17 protein-coding genes and 1 riboswitch are annotated in these 18,917 nt (G+C 59.9%); of the genes, 5 read left to right on the top strand and 12 right to left on the bottom strand.

Going from position 1 to position 18,917, the window contains the following annotated elements; translation table 11 throughout:
• Positions 1–8 precede the first annotated feature (8 nt).
• Positions 9–716 (bottom strand): trypsin-like serine peptidase, encoded by a 708-nt coding sequence (locus tag R1T40_RS01750; protein ID WP_106163185.1) that lies wholly within the window; start codon positions 714–716, stop codon positions 9–11.
• Between the two features lie 795 nt (positions 717–1,511).
• A complete protein-coding gene (locus tag R1T40_RS01745; protein ID WP_317385660.1) occupies positions 1,512–3,143 on the bottom strand; it encodes a PAS domain-containing sensor histidine kinase in 1,632 nt (543 codons plus the stop codon).
• Positions 3,144–3,587: 444 nt separating this feature from the next.
• Between R1T40_RS01745 and R1T40_RS01740 the strand changes: the two genes are divergently transcribed.
• The 5 genes from R1T40_RS01740 (at position 3,588) to nrdF (ending at position 8,202) form a co-directional block, all read left to right on the top strand.
• Positions 3,588–3,968, top strand: a complete 381-nt coding sequence (locus R1T40_RS01740) for a GFA family protein (protein WP_317385659.1) — start codon at positions 3,588–3,590, stop codon at positions 3,966–3,968.
• Positions 3,969–4,050: 82 nt separating this feature from the next.
• Positions 4,051–4,243: riboswitch (cobalamin riboswitch) on the top strand.
• A 100-nt stretch (positions 4,244–4,343) separates the two neighbouring features.
• Positions 4,344–4,565, top strand: a complete 222-nt coding sequence (nrdH, locus tag R1T40_RS01735) for a glutaredoxin-like protein NrdH (protein WP_106163182.1) — start codon at positions 4,344–4,346, stop codon at positions 4,563–4,565.
• A 15-nt stretch (positions 4,566–4,580) separates the two neighbouring features.
• Entirely contained in the window at positions 4,581–5,003 is a 423-nt protein-coding gene (nrdI, locus tag R1T40_RS01730) for a class Ib ribonucleoside-diphosphate reductase assembly flavoprotein NrdI (protein WP_106163181.1), read from the top strand.
• Complete coding sequence (gene nrdE / locus R1T40_RS01725) at positions 4,985–7,117, top strand: class 1b ribonucleoside-diphosphate reductase subunit alpha (protein ID WP_317385658.1); 2,133 nt, start codon at positions 4,985–4,987, stop codon at positions 7,115–7,117. Before nrdI ends, nrdE begins: the two co-directional genes overlap by 19 nt.
• A gap of 107 nt (positions 7,118–7,224) precedes the next feature.
• A complete protein-coding gene (gene nrdF, locus R1T40_RS01720) occupies positions 7,225–8,202 on the top strand; it encodes a class 1b ribonucleoside-diphosphate reductase subunit beta (protein ID WP_317385657.1) in 978 nt (325 codons plus the stop codon).
• Between the two features lie 253 nt (positions 8,203–8,455).
• Here the strand turns inward: nrdF and R1T40_RS01715 are convergent, their stop codons facing one another.
• From R1T40_RS01715 to R1T40_RS01670, 10 genes are all read right to left on the bottom strand, one after another.
• On the bottom strand, positions 8,456–8,932 hold the full coding sequence (locus tag R1T40_RS01715; RefSeq protein ID WP_106163178.1) for a hypothetical protein: 477 nt from the start codon (positions 8,930–8,932) through the stop codon (positions 8,456–8,458).
• Between the two features lie 64 nt (positions 8,933–8,996).
• The gene (locus R1T40_RS01710; RefSeq protein ID WP_317385656.1) at positions 8,997–9,755 is read right to left on the bottom strand and encodes a DUF3100 domain-containing protein; all 759 of its coding nucleotides are present in this window, start codon (positions 9,753–9,755) and stop codon (positions 8,997–8,999) included.
• A 98-nt stretch (positions 9,756–9,853) separates the two neighbouring features.
• The gene (locus R1T40_RS01705) at positions 9,854–11,389 is read right to left on the bottom strand and encodes an aldehyde dehydrogenase family protein (RefSeq protein ID WP_317385655.1); all 1,536 of its coding nucleotides are present in this window, start codon (positions 11,387–11,389) and stop codon (positions 9,854–9,856) included.
• Complete coding sequence (locus R1T40_RS01700) at positions 11,389–12,300, bottom strand: NAD(P)-dependent oxidoreductase (RefSeq protein WP_317385654.1); 912 nt, start codon at positions 12,298–12,300, stop codon at positions 11,389–11,391. The genes R1T40_RS01705 and R1T40_RS01700 overlap by 1 nt, the downstream gene beginning before the upstream one ends.
• Before the next feature lie 119 nt (positions 12,301–12,419).
• Positions 12,420–13,328 carry a LysR family transcriptional regulator gene (locus tag R1T40_RS01695; RefSeq protein WP_106163174.1) on the bottom strand — a complete coding sequence of 303 codons (909 nt, stop codon included), beginning with the start codon at positions 13,326–13,328 and terminating at the stop codon, positions 12,420–12,422.
• Positions 13,328–14,467, bottom strand: coding sequence for a M20 aminoacylase family protein (locus R1T40_RS01690; RefSeq protein ID WP_317385653.1), 1,140 nt, complete (start codon positions 14,465–14,467; stop codon positions 13,328–13,330). Before R1T40_RS01690 ends, R1T40_RS01695 begins: the two co-directional genes overlap by 1 nt.
• Before the next feature lie 9 nt (positions 14,468–14,476).
• Entirely contained in the window at positions 14,477–15,370 is an 894-nt protein-coding gene (locus R1T40_RS01685; RefSeq protein ID WP_317385652.1) for a VOC family protein, read from the bottom strand.
• The gene (locus R1T40_RS01680; RefSeq protein WP_317385651.1) at positions 15,367–16,149 is read right to left on the bottom strand and encodes a serine O-acetyltransferase; all 783 of its coding nucleotides are present in this window, start codon (positions 16,147–16,149) and stop codon (positions 15,367–15,369) included. The genes R1T40_RS01685 and R1T40_RS01680 overlap by 4 nt, the downstream gene beginning before the upstream one ends.
• A 235-nt stretch (positions 16,150–16,384) precedes the next feature.
• Positions 16,385–17,911, bottom strand: a complete 1,527-nt coding sequence (locus tag R1T40_RS01675; RefSeq protein WP_317385650.1) for a sugar ABC transporter ATP-binding protein — start codon at positions 17,909–17,911, stop codon at positions 16,385–16,387.
• Entirely contained in the window at positions 17,908–18,909 is a 1,002-nt protein-coding gene (locus tag R1T40_RS01670) for an ABC transporter permease (RefSeq protein WP_317385649.1), read from the bottom strand. The genes R1T40_RS01675 and R1T40_RS01670 overlap by 4 nt, the downstream gene beginning before the upstream one ends.
• Positions 18,910–18,917 lie beyond the last annotated feature (8 nt).

The raw sequence follows: 18,917 nt of genomic DNA, 5'->3' as shown, positions 1-18,917 counted from the left end.
GAGCAAGATCAGATCGCGTTTTGCATCATTGTCCGCAGCGTGCGGTCAAGAGCGGTGCCGATCGACACCCGACGGTGCCCCATGGCTGCTTTGGACGAAATGACCGACACGATCTTGGGCGCCTGCCCCGGTCGGATTTCCAGCACCGGCGCGCCGGATGCGCCGAAATCGACCTTGCAGGACATCACCAGGGTTCGGGTGCGACGAGACAGCACTTGGCAGTTCTGCTCTCTGTTGGCACGTGTGGCGTTCGAGTAGCTGTAGGATAGGACATCGACGTTTGCCCCGCGGTCCGCACGGGCGGACATGGAGAACGGGCGAATGTCGTTGCGACTGATCGGATTGGACAGCCGCAAGACCGCGATATCACTGCCCAGTTGCGCATTTCCACCAGCCCGGAACCGATAACCGGGGTGCACGACCGCCTTGCTGACCGAACGCGCGGCCTTGACCCGAGTGCCATCAAGCCCGGCTTCAAAACGGATGCCGCGCGGGTTCACCCGCCGTCCGGTCTGTGCGTCATAGACGCAATGCGCCGCCGTCAGCACCAAGTTTGACGCAATAAGTGTACCGGTGCACATGTATTTCCCGGCTATATTCAGCCGCCCCACGGCTTCCCATCCCGGCAGGCTGCTGGCCCGACGTTCGATTGCCATAGCAGATTCGGACACACCGATAGACAGGCATGCAGCGAGCATCGCAAGCATCAGTCTCATTGTTCCACTCCATTTTCCCACCTCTTCACACTCGTTCAGGCGTGCGGCTGGAATATGGCTGGCCCCTGTTGGCCTTGGACCAAAACGTGGATTGATTGTGTCAGTCTTAACATACCTTAACACCTCAGGTCAGATGGCGTTAAGGATCGCAGAAATGCCAGCGATTACAGGCGAAAAGGTTAACAATTTGGACAAATTGAACCTAACGTACTGCAATTCAAAACAAATTGTAGTGAATTCAGCGCCGATCCCCTCGGATTGTCTCCTGATGTGAGGGTAATATCTTCATAAAATCAGGGCTTGATGGGTGAGAATCTGTCACTTTTGCCACAATCAAAGCAGTTCGCGCCGTTTCGAGAGCTGGCCTATTCGTTAAAATTTGACAGACCGTCGCCTGACATGTCGAGCCCGATCAGCCTTCAGGCGCGCCCCTCGTCACGGGGCATTCTTCCACCTCAGCCACACGCAGATCTTCTTCGCCCCCTGCCCCAGAGGCAGCATTTGGAGCGACGAACAGCGCGTTGGCATTTGGTTTTCGATCAGCCTATCGCCCCGCAGGAAAGCGCATTGAGGCCCGTATAGACACCTCAATCTATATCCTCGCGCCGTCCCGTCCCTGCGGTGATCGAGCGACATCACAGGGCAAGATGTACCCCGGACGTTTGGAGAAGAAGATCGATGCGGATGCGGCGTCGCTTGCGTCTGTCGCAAGCTTCATGGTGCGAATGACAAAAGAGCGAGGCGCGGCGGACGTGGGGATACTCCGCCGCGCCGGCTCCACCCCCTCTTTGACACTCACGAGATCAGAGTAGCATCTTCCGCCAAGGCATGAAGGCAGGCGAGCAACTCATGCTTTCTAAACGGCTTCGACAAGAAGCCATTCATTCCAATTTCGCTACAGGCTTTGACATCGCTTTTCTGAACGTTTGCCGTCAGAGCGATAATCTTGCTCTTCGTTTGCCCGGTTGCGTCTTCATGCTGTCTGATTTTTTGAACGGTTTCCAAGCCGCCCATGACAGGCATTGAAAGATCCATCAGTATCAAATCGTATTGGCCAGCAAGATAGGCCTCGAATGCCAAGGCGCCATTTTCCGAAAAATGGAGATCGGCACCGGAGTTCCTCAGCATTTTTTCCACGACCAGCTGATTTGTCTTATTATCCTCAGCCACGAGTATTCTCATTCCGCGCAGCTCTTCCCGCGCCTCTTCTGCCAGGGCAACCGGATCAGTGTTTGTCTTTGCTGCAAGCAGAGCGGATGAGGCCGCTGCCTCTTCAGCGAGAGCCCCGTCGTCGCTCAAAGACCCAGGCGTCAAATCAAGCCGAACTGTAAAGGTAGACCCTTCGCCAAACTTCGATTTGACCGTGATCTCGCCGCCCATGCGCTCGACAAGTGCTTTGGAAATCGCGAGCCCAAGTCCCGTGCCTTCCGTGCGCGTTTTTGGCGAACCATCCGCCTGCTCAAAGGCAGAGAATATGCTATGAAGTTTGCGCTCTTCAATTCCGCATCCCGTGTCCGAAACCTCAACGCAAAGCGGGCATGTCAGTGCCTGCGGGGTCTCGGAAATCGTGATCGAAACATATCCCTCATCGGTGAACTTGATCGCGTTTCCTATCAGGTTCAGCAACACTTGCCGAATTTTGGTGACATCCCCAAAAAATATGGATGACACATCCTCGGAGTAGTTCACCCGAAAGTCCAACCCCTTATATGCCGCCTTGGCCGACAAGAGCACCGCGACGTCTTCAACTAAGTTACGAAGTGAGAACAATTCGGGCTGCAGTTCGATTTTTTCAGATCTTATCTGTGAAAAATCCAAAACATCATTGACGATCTTAAGCAATGCATTTGCAGAATTGAAAATTGTATTCGCAAAGAGCGACTGCTCCTGATCCAACTCCGTTTCTTGCAGCAACTCACAAATTCCCAGAATCCCATTCATTGGGGTTCTGATTTCGTGACTCATATTGGCAAGAAATCTCTCCTTGGCCTTGTTCGCTTGCTCCGCCTTCTCTTTGGCGACCCGCGTGAGTTCCAAAGCAACATCGCGTTCACGTTCAGAGGTGATGTCTTCGACGGACCCCACCAGATGAGTAAGCTTCCCCACTTCGTCAAAAACCGGGGTCATCGTGTTACGAATATACTGCGTCCCCAGAACGGCAGGCAAATTTATCTCATATGTCGTGGCCTTGGCCGTCCGCACCACATTCTGCTGCACTGCAAGGGCACGTGCACCAGTGGAGCCGCCAAATATCTCCAAAGCGGATTTCCCGAACCAGCCGCTTTCGGGAAGCTGTGCGATTTCCCGCGACCGTTTGTTGATCGCGATATATCGGGGGATCTGGTCGTCACCGACTTCCAAAACGATTACCGCCATGCCTATAGCATCCAATATGGCATAGAGTTCGTTCACTTGCAGTCGTTTCACGCGTTTGTCCCTTTGTGCAGGAGAGCACCTACCGCAGTATGCCGGGGGCAACATCTAACCGAGCATATCCTAGTACCGAGTTTCTCTAAACCAAAATTGAACATGGAGGTCTTCCGGAGGTTCAAATGCGCTGAATTGCGCAGCCTTGGGCATGACGACATCCGCCTGCATACCTGCCAGCGCCCAGACCCTCGCGATGAGGGATGCCGTCGGCAAGAGACAAGAACGCCGGAGGGGATTTACGGGCTCTGCCAGGGTGCGACGGTGCATACAGCGTCGGGCTGATGTACTGGCGGCACAATAAATGGCGTTCTCCGAGCTTTCCCGAACGGAACACCGCCCGGCCCGTCGGCCCGCCGCCAGCGAACCTGTCACCATGAGAACCTTTCATCACACCGACGTGACATGCTAAACTGTCGTGCACGCGAGATGTGGAGGCGCAAGATGACGACGGAGACAGGGGGCTGCCTGTGTGGAAGTGTCCGGATCACAGCAGTCGGACCGCCGATGCGCGTTGGCATGTGCCACTGTCTCGACTGCCGCAAGCATCATGGTGCGGTCTTTTACTGCGCCGCAGTATTTTTGCAGCAAAACGTGACCGTCAGCGGTGATCTGCGCCACTATCAGGAGCGGTACTTCTGCCCTACATGTGGGTCCTCCGTTTTCGCCAAAAGCGGCGATGAGATAGAAGTGCATCTTGGCGCCTTGGATAAGCCGGACATGTTTGCGCCAGAGTATGAACTATGGGTGCAGCGGCGTGAAAGCTGGCTTCCTGCGCTCGACGGCCGCCCACAACACGATCAAAACCGGCACCAAGACGACTAGCGCGCAGCTATCCACATGCCTCTGTGGAAAACTTCCCTGAAGAAACCATACACCATATATTGACCATTTGCTGGATCTGCATCAATATCGTGTTGCTTTGGTTCTTGTGAGGCGACTCGCAAGCAATGAGGGAAATCGGTGAAAAACCGACGCTGCCCCCGCAACTGTAAGCGGCAAGTCCACCCTGGGCCACTGATGCGCAAGACGCATTGGGAAGGCGGGATTGGGCATTTGAGCCGTGAAGCCAGGAGACCTGCCAAAGCAGACAACGACGACCGCGGCGGAGGGCCCGGACGCGTGACACGGTGCTGTTTCGGCGCCGGGTTCCGTGTCCCCTTTCGTCCAAGCAGACAAAACCTGAGGGACCCTTTGCTGATGAGCATCACCGTCTATTCCAAACCCGCCTGTGTGCAATGCACCGCCACCACCCGCGCACTCGAGGCGAAGGGAATTTCTTTCGACGTGATCGATCTGACCGAAGATGCTGCCGCAATGGAAATGGTACAGGGCCTTGGTTACCGTCAGGCCCCTGTGGTTGTCGCCGGACAAGAGCACTGGGCCGGGTTTCGCCCCGACCTGATCGGCCGTCTGGCCTGATCCGGCGCTGATCGGATGGCCGGGCTCGTCTTTTTCTCTTCACGATCGGGCAACACGGCCCGATTGGTGGAGCGCCTCGGGCTGGAGGCTCTGCGGCTGCCGCAGGCAGGGCCGCCGCCTGAGCTGGACGCGCCCTTTGTACTGGTGTCTCCGACCTTCGCCGACGGCGAAGGGCGCGGCGCAGTGCCCAAGCCGGTCATTCGGCTTTTGAACAACACACGCAATCGCGCCCTCCTGCGGGGCGTGATCGCGGGAGGCAACCGCAACTTTGGTGCGACCTTTGCCCTTGCCGGTGAGGTCATCGCACGCAAGTGCAGCGTCCCCGTTCTCTACCGCTTTGAACTGGCGGGAACCGAAACAGACATTACCCGCATCCGCGCGGGCCTTGCCCGGTTCTGGGCAGCACAGGAGAGCCAGACATGCTTGACGCAAGCGTAACCGCCGATCTCGACTATCATGCCCTGAACGCGATGCTGAACCTCTATGATGATGAGGGGAAGATCCAGTTTGACGCCGACCGCATGGCGGCACGGCAGTATTTCCTGCAGCATGTGAACCAGAACACCGTTTTCTTTCATTCGCTGGAGGAAAAGCTGTCCTATCTGGTCAAGGAAGGCTTCTATGAAGCGGCTGTGCTTGATCAATACGAGCGCAGTTTCCTCCACCAGATCTGGGACGCGGCCTTTGCCAAGAAATTCCGGTTCCCGAGCTTTCTGGGGGCGTTCAAATACTACACCTCCTACACGCTGAAGACCCGCGATGGGCAGCGCTATCTGGAGCGTTACGAGGACCGGGTGGTGATGAATGCGCTGACGCTGGCGCGGGGTGACGCAGCGCTGGCGATGCAGCTGATGGGCGAGATCATCGACGGCCGGTTCCAGCCTGCCACGCCGACCTTTCTGAATGCCGGCAAGACGGCGCGGGGCGAGTTCGTCTCCTGCTTCCTGTTGCGGCTGGAAGACAACATGGAAAGCATCGGGCGCGGCATCAACTCCGCCCTGCAGCTCAGCAAACGCGGCGGTGGCGTGGCCCTGATGCTGACCAACATTCGCGAGCATGGCGCCCCGATCAAGGGGATCGAGAACCAGTCTTCCGGGGTGATCCCGGTGATGAAACTGCTGGAAGACAGCTTCTCCTACGCCAACCAGCTGGGCGCACGGCAGGGCGCAGGTGCGGTCTATCTGAACGCCCACCACCCGGATATCCTGCGTTTCCTCGACACCAAGCGCGAAAACGCCGATGAGAAGATCCGCATCAAGACACTGAGCCTTGGCGTGGTCATTCCCGACATCACCTTCCAGCTCGCCAAGAAGAACGAGGACATGTATCTGTTCTCGCCCCACGACGTGGAAAAGGTGTATGGCAAAGCCTTCTCGGAAATCTCGGTCACCGAGAAATATCACGAGATGGTGGACAACCCGCAGATCCGCAAGAAGAAGATCAACGCCCGCGCCTTCTTCCAGACCATTGCCGAGATCCAGTTCGAATCCGGCTACCCCTACATCATGTTTGAGGACACGGTGAATTCGGCCAACCCGATCGCCGGTCGGATTTCGATGTCCAACCTCTGCTCCGAGATCCTGCAAGTGAACACCGCGTCCGAGTTCACCGATGACCTCTCTTACGCGCAGATGGGCACCGATATTTCCTGCAATCTCGGCTCCATGAACATCGCCCGCGCCATGGATGGCGGCGATCTGGCGAGCACCGTCGGCACCGCGATCCGGGCATTGAATGCGGTGTCGGAAATGTCCGCCATCGATAGTGTTCCCTCGATCCGCAAGGGCAATGACGAAGGCCATGCCATCGGTCTTGGCCAGATGAACCTGCATGGCTACCTCGCCCGCGAGCGCATCCATTACGGCTCAGCTGAGGGTATCGACTTCACCAATATCTACTTCTGCACCGTGTTATTTCACGCTCTCAGTGCCTCCAACACGCTGGCACAAGAAAAAGGCACACGGTTCAAGGGCTTTGAGGACTCGACCTATGCCGATGGCAGCTTCTTTGCCAAATACGTCGACCGGGACTGGCTGCCGGAGACCGACCGCGTGCGCGAACTGTTCGAGGGCGCCGGCATCAATGTGCCGAGCCGCGAGGACTGGTCCGTCCTGTGCGACAAGGTGAAGGAGCACGGACTTTACAACCGCAACCTGCAGGCGGTGCCGCCCACCGGGTCGATCAGCTATATCAACTATGCCACCTCCTCGATCCACCCGATCACCGCCAAGATCGAGATCCGCAAGGAAGGCAAGATCGGCCGCGTCTACTATCCCGCGCCCTATATGACCAACGAGAACCTTGAGTATTACCGCGATGCCTATGACATCGGCCCCGAGGCGATCATCGACACCTATGCGGCGGCAACGCAGCACGTCGATCAGGGGCTGTCGCTGACCCTGTTCTTCCCCGCGGAGGCCTCGACCAGAGACATCAACCGCGCGCAGATCTACGCGTGGAAGAAAGGGATCAAGACGATCTACTACATCCGTCTGCGCCAGCAGGCGCTGGAAGGCACCGAGGTCGAGGGCTGCGTGTCCTGTTCGCTGTAACCTGAGGTTGGGATTGGGGGCTCTGCCCCCGGCCACATACGTGGCCTCCCCCGAGGTATTTTGAAAAAGATGAAGGGGCGCGGCCCCTAGCTGCTGAGATCGAGTATATGAAAGACATGACCCAACCCCGTGCCGTGCCCAAGGCGATCAATTGGAACCGTCTGCAGGACGACAAGGATCTGGAGATCTGGAACCGCCTGACAGTGAACTTCTGGCTGCCGGAGAAGGTGCCGCTGTCCAATGACATTCAGTCGTGGTCGCAGCTGACCCCGGATGAGCAGACCCTGACCATCCGGGTTTTCACCGGCCTTACCCTGTTGGACACCATCCAGAACGCGGTTGGCGCGCCGACCCTGATGCAGGATGCAATCACTCCGCATGAGGAATCGGTACTGAGCAACATCGCTTTCATGGAAGCGGTGCATGCGCGCTCTTACTCCTCTGTGTTTTCCACCCTGTGCCAGACCACCGAGGTCGATGAGGCCTTCCGCTGGTCGGCTGAGAACGAGCACCTGCAGGCGAAGTCGCGGCTGATCCTTGATGAATATGACGCCACCGCCTCGCCGCTGCGCAAGAAGGTCGCCAGCGTGTTCCTGGAGAGTTTCCTGTTCTATTCGGGCTTCTATCTGCCGATGCACTGGTCCAGCCGCGCGCGTCTGACCAATACCGCGGACCTGATCCGCCTGATCATTCGCGACGAAGCGATCCACGGCTATTACATCGGCTACAAGTTCCAGCGCGGGCTGGAGCGGGTGAGCGAGGCAGAGCGCAAAGAGATCAAGGATTTCGCCTTCGCGCTGCTGTTCGACCTTTATGACATTGAAGCGCGCTACACCGAGCAGCTCTATGACGGGTTGGGGCTGACCGAGGACGTGAAGAACTTCCTCCATTACAATGCCAACAAGGCGCTGCAGAACCTCGGCTTCGAGGCGTTGTTTCCCGATGAGAGCTGCCGCGTGAACCCCGCGATCATGGCGGCCCTGTCTCCGGGCTCGGACGAGAACCACGACTTCTTCTCCGGCTCGGGCTCCAGCTACGTGATTGGCAAGGCCGAGGCGACCGAGGACGAAGACTGGGATTTCTGAACCAAGAAAGCCGCCACCGGACACCGGATGGCGGCTTTTACTCTCTGCTCTTTACCCCTCTGATGGGCCTCATTTTGCGCTCCCTCAGAGCTTCCCTCCCCGTGCCGGAGTGTGCTGCCTTTGGAACCCTCGGGCGCGGGCCGCAGATGACAGCATCCCCCAAAAGCCGTGTGCGCGTTTTGAAAACGAAAAGCTCCGCCCGATCAGGTCGGACGGAGCTATCTGGCTCAGAGCATTTGCTTTGCGCTGCGTCTTACAGGAACATCTGTGCCACGATGGCAGACCCGACATAGGTACCGGTCATGACCAGCACCGCAACCACGGCGATCTTCCAGCCCGATGTCTTGGCGATCTCGATCTCGCGCTTGGCGATGGCGATACCGGCGTAGGCCAGACAGGGCGTTGCAAGGGTCAGGAAGTTCACGTGACCGACTTTGTCCAGCACCCAGGCGCTGCCCGGCGTCCAGGGCAAGGTGGCCACGATACCGACGAGCGATATCCACGCCACGGAGGGCAGTTTGAACGGGACAAACTCGGTCAGCAGCAGCCCGACCATGCAGATCACCCAGAGGACGATCAGCCCGAGCAGCCCCTGCGGAACGGTGTTCTCGGTCGCCACCGTGTTGCCGACCAGCGCGACAATGCTGACGACGATCAAAGCTGCCGCATGCGTGCCCAGGCCCAGCTTTGCCTCGGTGGTTGGGTCTTCGAAGGATTGCGTATCGCTCATGATTATTCTCCTGCCGCCGAGGCCGGTGCGTCCTTGCGGCCCAGCCAGTCATAGAGTTTCTCCGTCACCGGAAGCGCCACGAAGACGCACAGATACATGCCTGTTGCATAGGTCGCACGTTGCTGGCGCCGGCCAGTGCAAGGATCTGATCCTTCATTTCGGGCACCGCGCTCACCAAGGCGCCAGAACATGCGGCCATCATGGATCCGGAGCCGATACCACATGCCATCGCCAGTGCGTCGATCGAGAACATTCCGGTCGTCGCAAGGATCGACGCCAGAATCGCAAAGATGAACGTGCCAAAGAGCGTGCCGATGACATAGACGCCCATGACGCCCGCACCTTCCTGGCTCTTCAGGCCATATTTATCCGCGATGATTGCAATGTTGGGCTCCCGCGCAACGGAGAAACACGCGCCGATGGACTCGCGCCCCATGCCCAGCACAAGCACCGCAACAGGAAAGGCCAGCACCACGGTAGCCAGATTGCCCAGCTCCTGCAGGATCAGCGCCGGGCCTGCGTCGATGATGGTCGACATCGATGGGCCGATGATTGTGCCAAACTTTGCGATAAAGGGCATGATCGCGATGACGATCATCGGCGAAGCGGCACTCACGTCCCGGTCCTTGATCCACACTTTGGCGCTGCGCACAACATTGGGGTTGATCAACAGGCCCAGAACAAACGCATAGAGCAGCGGCAACAACAAGATCGCGCCGATCCCGATCGGCACCTTGATAACCCCGATCGCCTCGGCGATCACGGTGATGACCACGGCGCTCAGATGCAGCCGCCAGTCAAACAGGATGTCCTTGATATCCATGGATTTTACCTTCCGTTGGTTCCATTTGCGCCCTTCTGACGAGGGCGATTGGGATTTGCAATGGGACCGATGTGCTCACCGCCCCCATTCCGTAGATCTCAGCCCGGTGCGTAGCCGAACCCCTGCACGGGATTTTCCGCCGTTTCGACCCAAACCGATTTTGTCTGCGTGTAGGCAGCCAAGGCCTCGCGCCCCGACGACCGGCCGTAGCCGGAGCGGCCAAAGCCACCAAACGGCGACATGACGTTGATCGTCTTGTAGCTGTTGATCCAGAATGTTCCGGCCCGGACCTCTGCCGCCACCCGATGTGCACGTCCGACATCACGGGTCCAGACGGCCCCGGCAAGCCCGTAGGGCGTGGCATTGGCAAGGGTTATCGCCTCTTCCTCGTCGTCGAAGGGCAGCACGGAAACCACGGGTCCGAACACCTCTTCGCTGGCGATGGTCATCGACGGGGTGACGGCATCCAGCACGGTTGGGGCGTAAAAATATCCACCGCTCTGAGCCAGCGCTTCGGGTTTGGCACCGCCGCTGGCGATCTGCGCGCCCTGCGCCACCGCCTCCTGCACCATGCTGTCGACCTTTGACCATTGGCGCAGATTGTTGACGGGGCCAACCTGGGTGAGCGGGTCCATCGGAACGCCCACCGGAATGCGCGCAGCAGCCGTGGCCAGCTTGTCGACCACTTCGGCCTGCACCGAGCGATGCACCAGAAGGCGCGATCCCGCAACGCAGCTTTGTCCGCATGACGCAAAGATCGCGGCCTGCGCGCCGACCACCGCACGGTCGATGTCAGCATCGCCAAAGACGATATTTGCGGATTTCCCGCCCAGTTCCAACACCGACGGAATGAGGCGTCTGGCTGCCGCTCCTGCGATCTGGCTGCCAGCCTCTGCCGAGCCCACAAACACCACCAATGCGGTTTCCGGATTGTCGATCATCGCCTGCCCTGACCCTGGCCCGTTGCCTGCGATCACATTCACCAGCCCCTTTGGCACACCGGCCTTTTCACACAGGACCCCAACGACGATCGAGGTCAGCGGTGTCAGCTCCGAGGGTTTGATCACCACGCCATTGCCGGCACAGATCGCAGGCGCAACCTGCCAGCAGCATGTGAACAGCGGCGCGTTCCAGGGGGTGATCTGGGCAACCACTCCAAGCGGTTCCTGACGCGTGTAGTTCAAATGGGTCGAGGGCACCGGGATCACGTCGCCCGTGATCTTGTCACACCAGCCCGCATAATATTCGAACATCTCCGCCATACGTGCCGGTTCGCCGCCGGTGTCACGGATCGGGCGCCCGGATGAGAGCGCCTCCAGCTCCGACAACAGAACCGCATGGGCGCGGATCTGGCGTCCAATCTCGAACAGGATCCGGCCACGTTCCGAAGCGGTCTTTGCGTACCACTCCTTCTGCGCCGCCTTCGCCGCGGTGGCAGCCCGCCCCACGACCTCGGCCCCTGCATCACGATAGCGGGCAAAAACCTGCCCGGTTGCGGGATCTGTCAGCTCCAGGTCAGCGCCGGTGCCCGGCACCAATTCGCCGCCCACATAGGATTGCACATCCGCAGAGCCCGTCAGTTCGGTCAGCAATTGCGCGACACGGCGCGCGGTATCAACAACAGCGTCGGTCATCAGTCTTTCTCCTTCCGGCTCAGACGATCCACTTTTGGGTCGCCCATCAGCATGAAATCATCCGCATCACTCAGATCGGAATTCTCTTGTGCCCATAGGGCTGCGGCGAGATCCGCGATTGGGGTAGCAACGCCGGCCTCGGCGGCCAGTTCGCGTGCCAAGCGCAGATCCTTGCGCATCAACCCCGTCGAAAACCCGCTGTCGAAACTCCTGGGCAGCACCCATGTTGGGACATGAATTTCCGAGATGGCACTGCGTCCGGTGGCTGAATTGATCACCTTGAGCATCTCTTCCGCGTCCACTCCGGCGGCTTCGCCCAGACGCAGTGCTTCCAAGGTGGTTACCATGTGATTGGCGACCAGCATGTTGTTCACCAGCTTGGCGACATTGCCCGCCCCGCTCGGCCCCACATGGATGATCTTGGCGGCCATCGCCTCCAAGGCGGGCATCGCCACGGCGACCCATTGCGCGTCCCCCCCCAGCATCACCGAGAGCTGACCGGAGGCCGCACCAGCAGGACCGCCGCTGACCGGTGCATCAAGGAAACCATGCCCTTTGGCCGCAAGCCGTGCAGATAGCTCCCGGCTGACCGCAGCCTCGGATGTGGACGTATCAATAATTACCTTTGGCGCAGCGCCTTTGCTCAGCAGGGCCGTCTCTTCAGCCGCGGCAACAACCGTCTCGACGTGCTGAGCCGTCGGCAGCGACAGCACGATCACATCGGCTGCAAAGAACACTGCATCGGTGCAGGGAACCGCTGTGATACCGGCGTCCTCGGCCCGCTTGCACGCCACCTCGGCCGGATCATAGCCAACCACATCGTAGCCTGCCTCCACCAGGCTAGAGGCCATACCAAAGCCCATCGCCCCCAGTCCGATCACGCCTGCCGTCTTGCTGCTCTTCGCTGCCATCTTGTGCTCTATCCCGTCGAATGACGCCCAATTCGGGGCTGTTCGACCGAACAAAGCCCAAGGAGGGCGATCACAGGAAGTAGTCCATTCGGGCACGATGCGTTGCTGTCAGGGCAACACTAGTCGCGGAATGCCAACATATGCTCGGACAGGAAACTGGCGACCAGAGCGACAGACTTCGGCAGGCGGCGCCGGGCGCGCACCATGAGATGTGTGCTGACCTGCTGCAAAGATGTCTCTTCGATGTCGAGGATCGCCAGATCTCCGCGTTCCGCCTGATTGGTTGCAGAAAAGCGCGGCAGGAAACTCACCCCGACCCCGGCACAGACATAACGCAACAGGAGCGAGATTGACGCGGTCTCAACCTGCACGCGCAACGCAAGGCCACGGTCGGCGGCAGCCTGCCCCACCAGATGCCGGATCGCGTAGCCCGCATTCAGCATCGCCACCGGCTGCTCCAGCATCTCGGCGAGGGTCACACTGCTGCGCCCGGCAAGCGGCGAGTGGCTGGGCACAAGTCCACAGAGCGATTGCCGGGAATGGGCAAGTGACCTCGTCGCCTCGGTCATCAGCGGGTTATAGGCGATGCCGATATCGCACTGCCCCTCGATCACCCGGCGCTGCAACTCATCCGTCCCGGCGTGGTCGATGATAAAGCGCAAATGCGGATGGTCTCGCGTCAATGCGAGCAATCCGTTCTCCATCAGATCCGACGCGAACCCCTCACCGGTGGCAATCCGCACGATCTGGCTACGCCCGTCCTGGTAGTGGCCGATCTGATCCAGAAGGTAGGTTTGTTCATCCCGCACATGCTGCGCATGCTCTCGCATCAACTCCCCGGCTTCGGTGAGTTTCACCCCCTTGGAGCTGCGCTCGAACAGGGGCACACCCAACCGCGCTTCGGCTTCTGCGATCTTGCGCGAAATCGCGGAGGGGACGACGTTGAGCCGCTCCGCCGCACGCCGGATCGAGCCTTCATGCGCGACCACGAGAAACTCGCGCAGGAACTTCGTCTCAAACGCATCCATCACGCGGCCAGGCAGTGACGGGCCAATCGCACCCAGTATTCGGCTCCGACCGGTAGCACGGCATCGTTGAAATCAAACTTTGCCGAATGCAGGCCCGGGTTCTCGCCGTCGCGCGCGGCCCCCAGCCAGAGATATGCGCCGGGCACCTCGTTCAGCATGAAGGCGAAATCCTCAGACGCCATGCTGGGGGCGGCCAATGTGGTATCAAGCCCCATCCCGGTCGCCACCTCGCGCGCGATTGCGGCCTCGGGCGCGGCGTTTATCGTCGCGGGATAGCGTCGTTGGTAATCCACCTGCGCCGTACACCCCTGTGCTTCGGCGCTCGCCCTGGCGATACATTGCAGACGCTCTTCGATCATGTCGCCGGCTGCTGCGTCAAACCAACGCGCGGTGCCGCGCAGGACAGCCCGATCCGGACATACGTTCCAGGCCGAACCGGAGTGGATCTGCGTCACCGACACCACCCCCGGTTCCAGCGGCGGCAGCGCACGGGCCGGGATTTCCTGCAACGCACCCGCCATGGCCGCCGCAGCCGCGATCACCCCGTCAGACTGCTCAGGCATGGCGCCATGCCCGCCGCGCCCAGAAATATCGATCTCAAAGACCGCAAAGGCCGCCATCATCTTGTCATCACGCGCGACCATCCGCCCCGGTGCAAGGCCCGGCCAGTTGTGGATGCCGAACACCCGATCCACCGGAAACTCGCGAAACAAGCCCTGTTCGACCATCACCCGCGCGCCGCCGTCATTCTCTTCGGCGGGCTGGAAAATCAGCGTGACCGTCCCCGTGGTGACGCCCTCCTGCGCGATCTGGCGCGCCGCAAGCAGCAGCATCGCAGTATGCCCATCATGTCCGCAGGCGTGCATCTTGCCCGGCGTGGCTGAGGCATAAGGCAGCCCTGTTGCCTCGTCCATCGGCAGCGCGTCGATGTCGGCCCGCAGGCCAATGACAGGAGCGCCCTGCCCCAATTGCGCCACAACGCCAGTGCCCGCGAGGCCACGATGCACCCGCCACCCCCACTCCGTCAGCAGCCCGGCAATCATGTCGGAGGTGCGATGTTCCTCAAATCCAAGTTCGGGATGGCGATGCAGGTCGTGACGCCAGGCGATGGCATCGTCGATATGGCTGTTGTCGAACATAAGTGTCTCTCAGGTCTTGGGTGTTTCACAAAAGCTCAGCAAGATGCCGCCCAACCGCGCAGGTTCGGTCAGCACCACTGTCTCAGCGATGTCTCGGTAGGCAAAACCGCCCGCCGCAAGGAACGGGCGCAGATTTGCAAGCGCAGTGCATTTGATATCGAGCGAGATCACCGAAGGCGTCCCATCCGGCGCCAGATCATCAGGCAAGGGCCCGAATACAGCGGTCGCCGACGCACGACTGACCACGCGCCAGTTGCCATTGCCAGTGGTCACTTCAAATCCCCAATCGGTGTCGCGCACCGCAGTGGCGCCATGCAGGGTCGACAGCCAATCGCGCACAGCGGGCTGATCCCCAGGCTCGGCGAGGATGGTGGCAGACGCAAAGCCAAACGCGCTGTTGGGGTGGTTCATCCACTCGGGAAACTCGATCAGATCCCGGCGATGCTGCTGGCAGGCAAACATGCTCAACCGGGGCAGCCCCTCGCGGGTAAAGATCTTGAGCGTGGTCTTCGTTCGATCCGCCGTCCCGTCCTCGCGCCGCACATCCCGGCCGAACTCGACCGTGCCCTCGCAGGTTCCGCCGCGCCCGACCACAGCGGCCTCATCCGCAGCAGCATCTGTTGAATGCAACGCGGAGAGGGGCACGCCTTCGCGATCTGAGAGCCACTGCTGAATATGACGGCCAAAACAGAACGTGCCCGCCGGATAGCTGTCCAACAGGGCTTCATCCTGCACCCCGACCAGCTCCAATAGCTGATTGCGAAAGATCACCAATGCGGTGGACGTGCCCCAGGGGTGCTGGCCCGGTGGCTTCATCAGGAATCCAAGCGACCGATAGGTCTCGCGCGCCTGAACAATGTCGTTCACGCACACCAGCGGGTGATCTATTCCAAGTCCAGTCATCGCATCCCCCGCTTTATATCCTTGAGCGCCGCAAACCCGCCAAACCGCCCCGCGCCACGGTCTGTGCCGCGCGGCCCGGTCACCAGATGGCCGGCGGGGACATGACGCGTCACGATAGCGCCCGCTGCAACCGTTGCACCCGCTCCGACCTCCACCGGGCCAAGCACAAGCGCCCCTGCCCCTACAACCGCGCCACGACGCAGAATAGGGTGTCGAGCCTCGCCCATATCGACAAAATTCGATCCCAGTGTCACCCCATGCCACAGGCAAACATCGTCTTCGATGACAGCCGTCTGACCGATGACGATACCCAGCCCGTGATCGAGCCAGACCCCCCGCCCGATCTGTGCCTGGGGCCAGATCTCGACACTCAGCGCGCGCGAAAACTGGCCTTTCACTGCCAGGGCAAGCGTCTCTCGCCCCGCCAGCCAAAGCGCGCGCGTCAGACGATAGGACATCAGCGCATGAAACCCATGGGCAAAATGCAGAACCTGAGCAGCCCCGCCGGGTGCCTCGTCCCGCGCGGTGGTTGCAAGCAGATCATCCAGAATAAGGTCGAGCACCTGCGGCTGATCGTGCAGAACCTCAATCGCAGTGGCCCGCAGTTGATCCCGTGGCGCCCCCTCGGGCAGGCATGCAGCAAGCACCGCCGCAATCAGCTCCGGCAGGGTCTCGATGCGCTCCGGGTCGTACCCGAAGAGTTGCACCAAAGCGGGCTCATGCGCGAACAAGGTCCGCGTGGCAGGCAACAGGGGATCCTGAAGGGGATGTGAGGGCATGACGATCTCGGCTGTTGGTCAGGCCAACTGTGCACTGAGATCGGTGATGCAGACAAGACGACTTTCGCGACACTTGCGTTGCCAGATCGAGAACACCAAGGCGCCGCATTGGAACACAAGCCATGCGGCCAGCCGTTGATCGCATCGTTGCCAGCGCCGACCTGGGCGCGGCCCGTGATGGCCAGACGGACGCGAGGGCATCCGTCCAGCCTTGCCTGATGAGATCCCGTAGCGCTCAACTCGCCTGCGGTTGCGGCTCCGCGGCGTGCGAAATCCCCGAGATCGCCTGAATCAGGCTGTCTTCGGTGACCTCATCTGCCCCAAAGGTGCGGGTGATCCGCCCGCCATACATGGCGATGATCCGGTCGGAAACATGCAACACCTCGGGCATTTCCGAGCTGATCACGATCACCGCATAGCCCTGTGCCGCCAGCTCACGGATCAGATTGTGAATTTCGGATTTGGACCCAACATCGATCCCACGCGTCGGCTCATCCACGATCAGCACCTTCGGACGCATAGACAACCACTTTCCAATCACGATCTTCTGCTGGTTGCCGCCAGACAGGTTACCGACAATCTGGCGCCATCCGGGTGTACGGATATCAAGCTTGTCGCGGTATTGATCAAAGATCGCGATCTCTGCCCCTTCGGCAACAAAAGGGCCGGCCTTGAGGTCGTCCACCTGCGGCAACGTCATGTTGTCGCGGCAGTTCATGCCCAACACCAGCCCCTGTTCCTTGCGATCCTCAGGCACCAGAGAAATCCCTTTGGAAATTGCATCGGCAGGCGATTGGATCCGTGTTTCCTGACCGTCGAGCAATATGTGACCGCCAGATGGATCCCGCAGACCGAATAGCGTTTCGGCGATCTCCGTGCGACCAGCCCCGATCAGACCGTAGAACCCCACCACCTCGCCATAGCGCACAGTGAAACTGGCGTCATTGAACAGCTTGCCGCAGCTGAGGTCCCGCACCTCCAATGCCACGTCGCCCAATTCATGATCGCTGGCGGCTCTCGACAGGTCCAGCTTGCGCCCGATCATCAGCTGGGTGACGTCTTCTTCGGTGGTCTCAGCCGTCTTGAGGGTTCCGCGAAACTGGCCGTCGCGCAGCACGCTGATGCGATCCGTAATCTTGAAGATCTCCTCCATCCGGTGAGAGATATAGATGATCCCAACCCCCTGCGCCTGCAGGCTGGCGATCACGTCGAAGAGCACCACTTTCTCCGCATCGGTGAGCGAGGCGGTGGGCTCGTCGAAAATCACCGCCTTGGCATCTACCGTCAGCGCGCGGGCGATCTCCACCATCTGCTGGTTGGCAATCGACAGGTCGCCGACACGCGTGCGCGCATCAAAGCCGACCTTCAGGCGCTCAAGGATGGCGTCCGTCTGCGCGTAGAGCGTGGCCCAGTCCACCAACCCCAGACGCTTGCGTGGCAGCTCTCCCAGATAGATATTCTCGGCAACTGACAGCTCGCCAGCGAGGCTCAGCTCCTGGTGGATAAACACAATCCCCTTTGCCTTGGCCTCGAGGGGCAGCGCCATGACCACCGGCTGTTCGCCGACGATAATCTGTCCGGCATCTGGTTGATGAATACCGCCGAGCACCTTCATCAGGGTGGATTTCCCAGCGCCATTTTCCCCCATCAGGGCGTGCACCTCTCCGGGCATCACGCTGAAGGACACATTGTCGAGGGCACGCACGCCCGGAAATGTCTTTACGATCCCTTCCAGGCGCAGCGCGGGAGTTTGCTCGCTCATAGTCTCAATTCCTCTTTGCCCTTGATGTTCAACTGACGGTCCAGAAACAGGACGGCCACAAGGATCAAACCGATCACCAGGTTCACGGTAGACGTGTCAGCACCGATATGGGCCAGCCCCTTGCGCAGCAGCTGGATCGCCAACACCCCACCAAAAGTGGACAGGATCGACCCCGCGCCGCCGGTCAGCTTGGTACCGCCAAGCACCACCGCAGTGATCACCCAGAGCTCATACAACTCACCATCGTTGGGGTTTACAGAGCCGCTTTCGGAATAGAAGACGACTGCCGACAGGGCGGCAAGAAACCCGATGATGACGAAGTTTATCATCATATGAGGCCCAACCCTGATCCCGGCATTGACGGCCGCCTCACGGTTGTTGCCGATCGCATAGGCGTTGCGGCCATGCACGGTTCGGTTCATCAGGAACCAGATCGCTGCGGTCGCCGCCAACAGGAACCAGGTCGGGGTGTGCAGTCCCAGGAACTGCGCTTCGGCAAAATCCACAAGCGTCCAGTTCAGATGCGAGGTTGGCTGCTCGCCATTGTACATGAACACCAGACCGCGATAGCCCAGCATCGACCCAAGCGTCACGATGAAGGCATCCACGCCGGTTTTCCACACGATAAGACCATTGAGCGCGCCCAGCATGGCCCCGGTCAGAAGCGCCAGCGCCCAGGACAGCGGGATCACCCAGTCGCCCAGCCCGGCAAACATCGGCCATGTCATACTGCCCAACAGGACAATCGCGCTGATGGCGTAGATCGCGCCAACCGAAAGGTCGATATTGCCGTTGATCATGATGATCGTCATGCCCATGGCGATAATGCCGATGGGGGCGGATTGCTTGAACAACAACAACATGTTGTCCAGATCCATGAAGGCCTTGTCGCTGAGCGACAGAAACTCTCCGGCGATGGTGAAGAAGACCAGCTCGAACAGGATGAACCCCCAGATCGCGCCACGCTTCAGGAAAGTGCTGAGTGTGCCAGGTGCCATGTGCAAAC

Source organism: Tritonibacter scottomollicae, assembly GCF_032924845.1.
Classification (GTDB): Bacteria; Pseudomonadota; Alphaproteobacteria; order Rhodobacterales; family Rhodobacteraceae; genus Epibacterium; species Epibacterium scottomollicae.
This window is presented reverse-complemented; position numbering and strand designations above follow the sequence as displayed.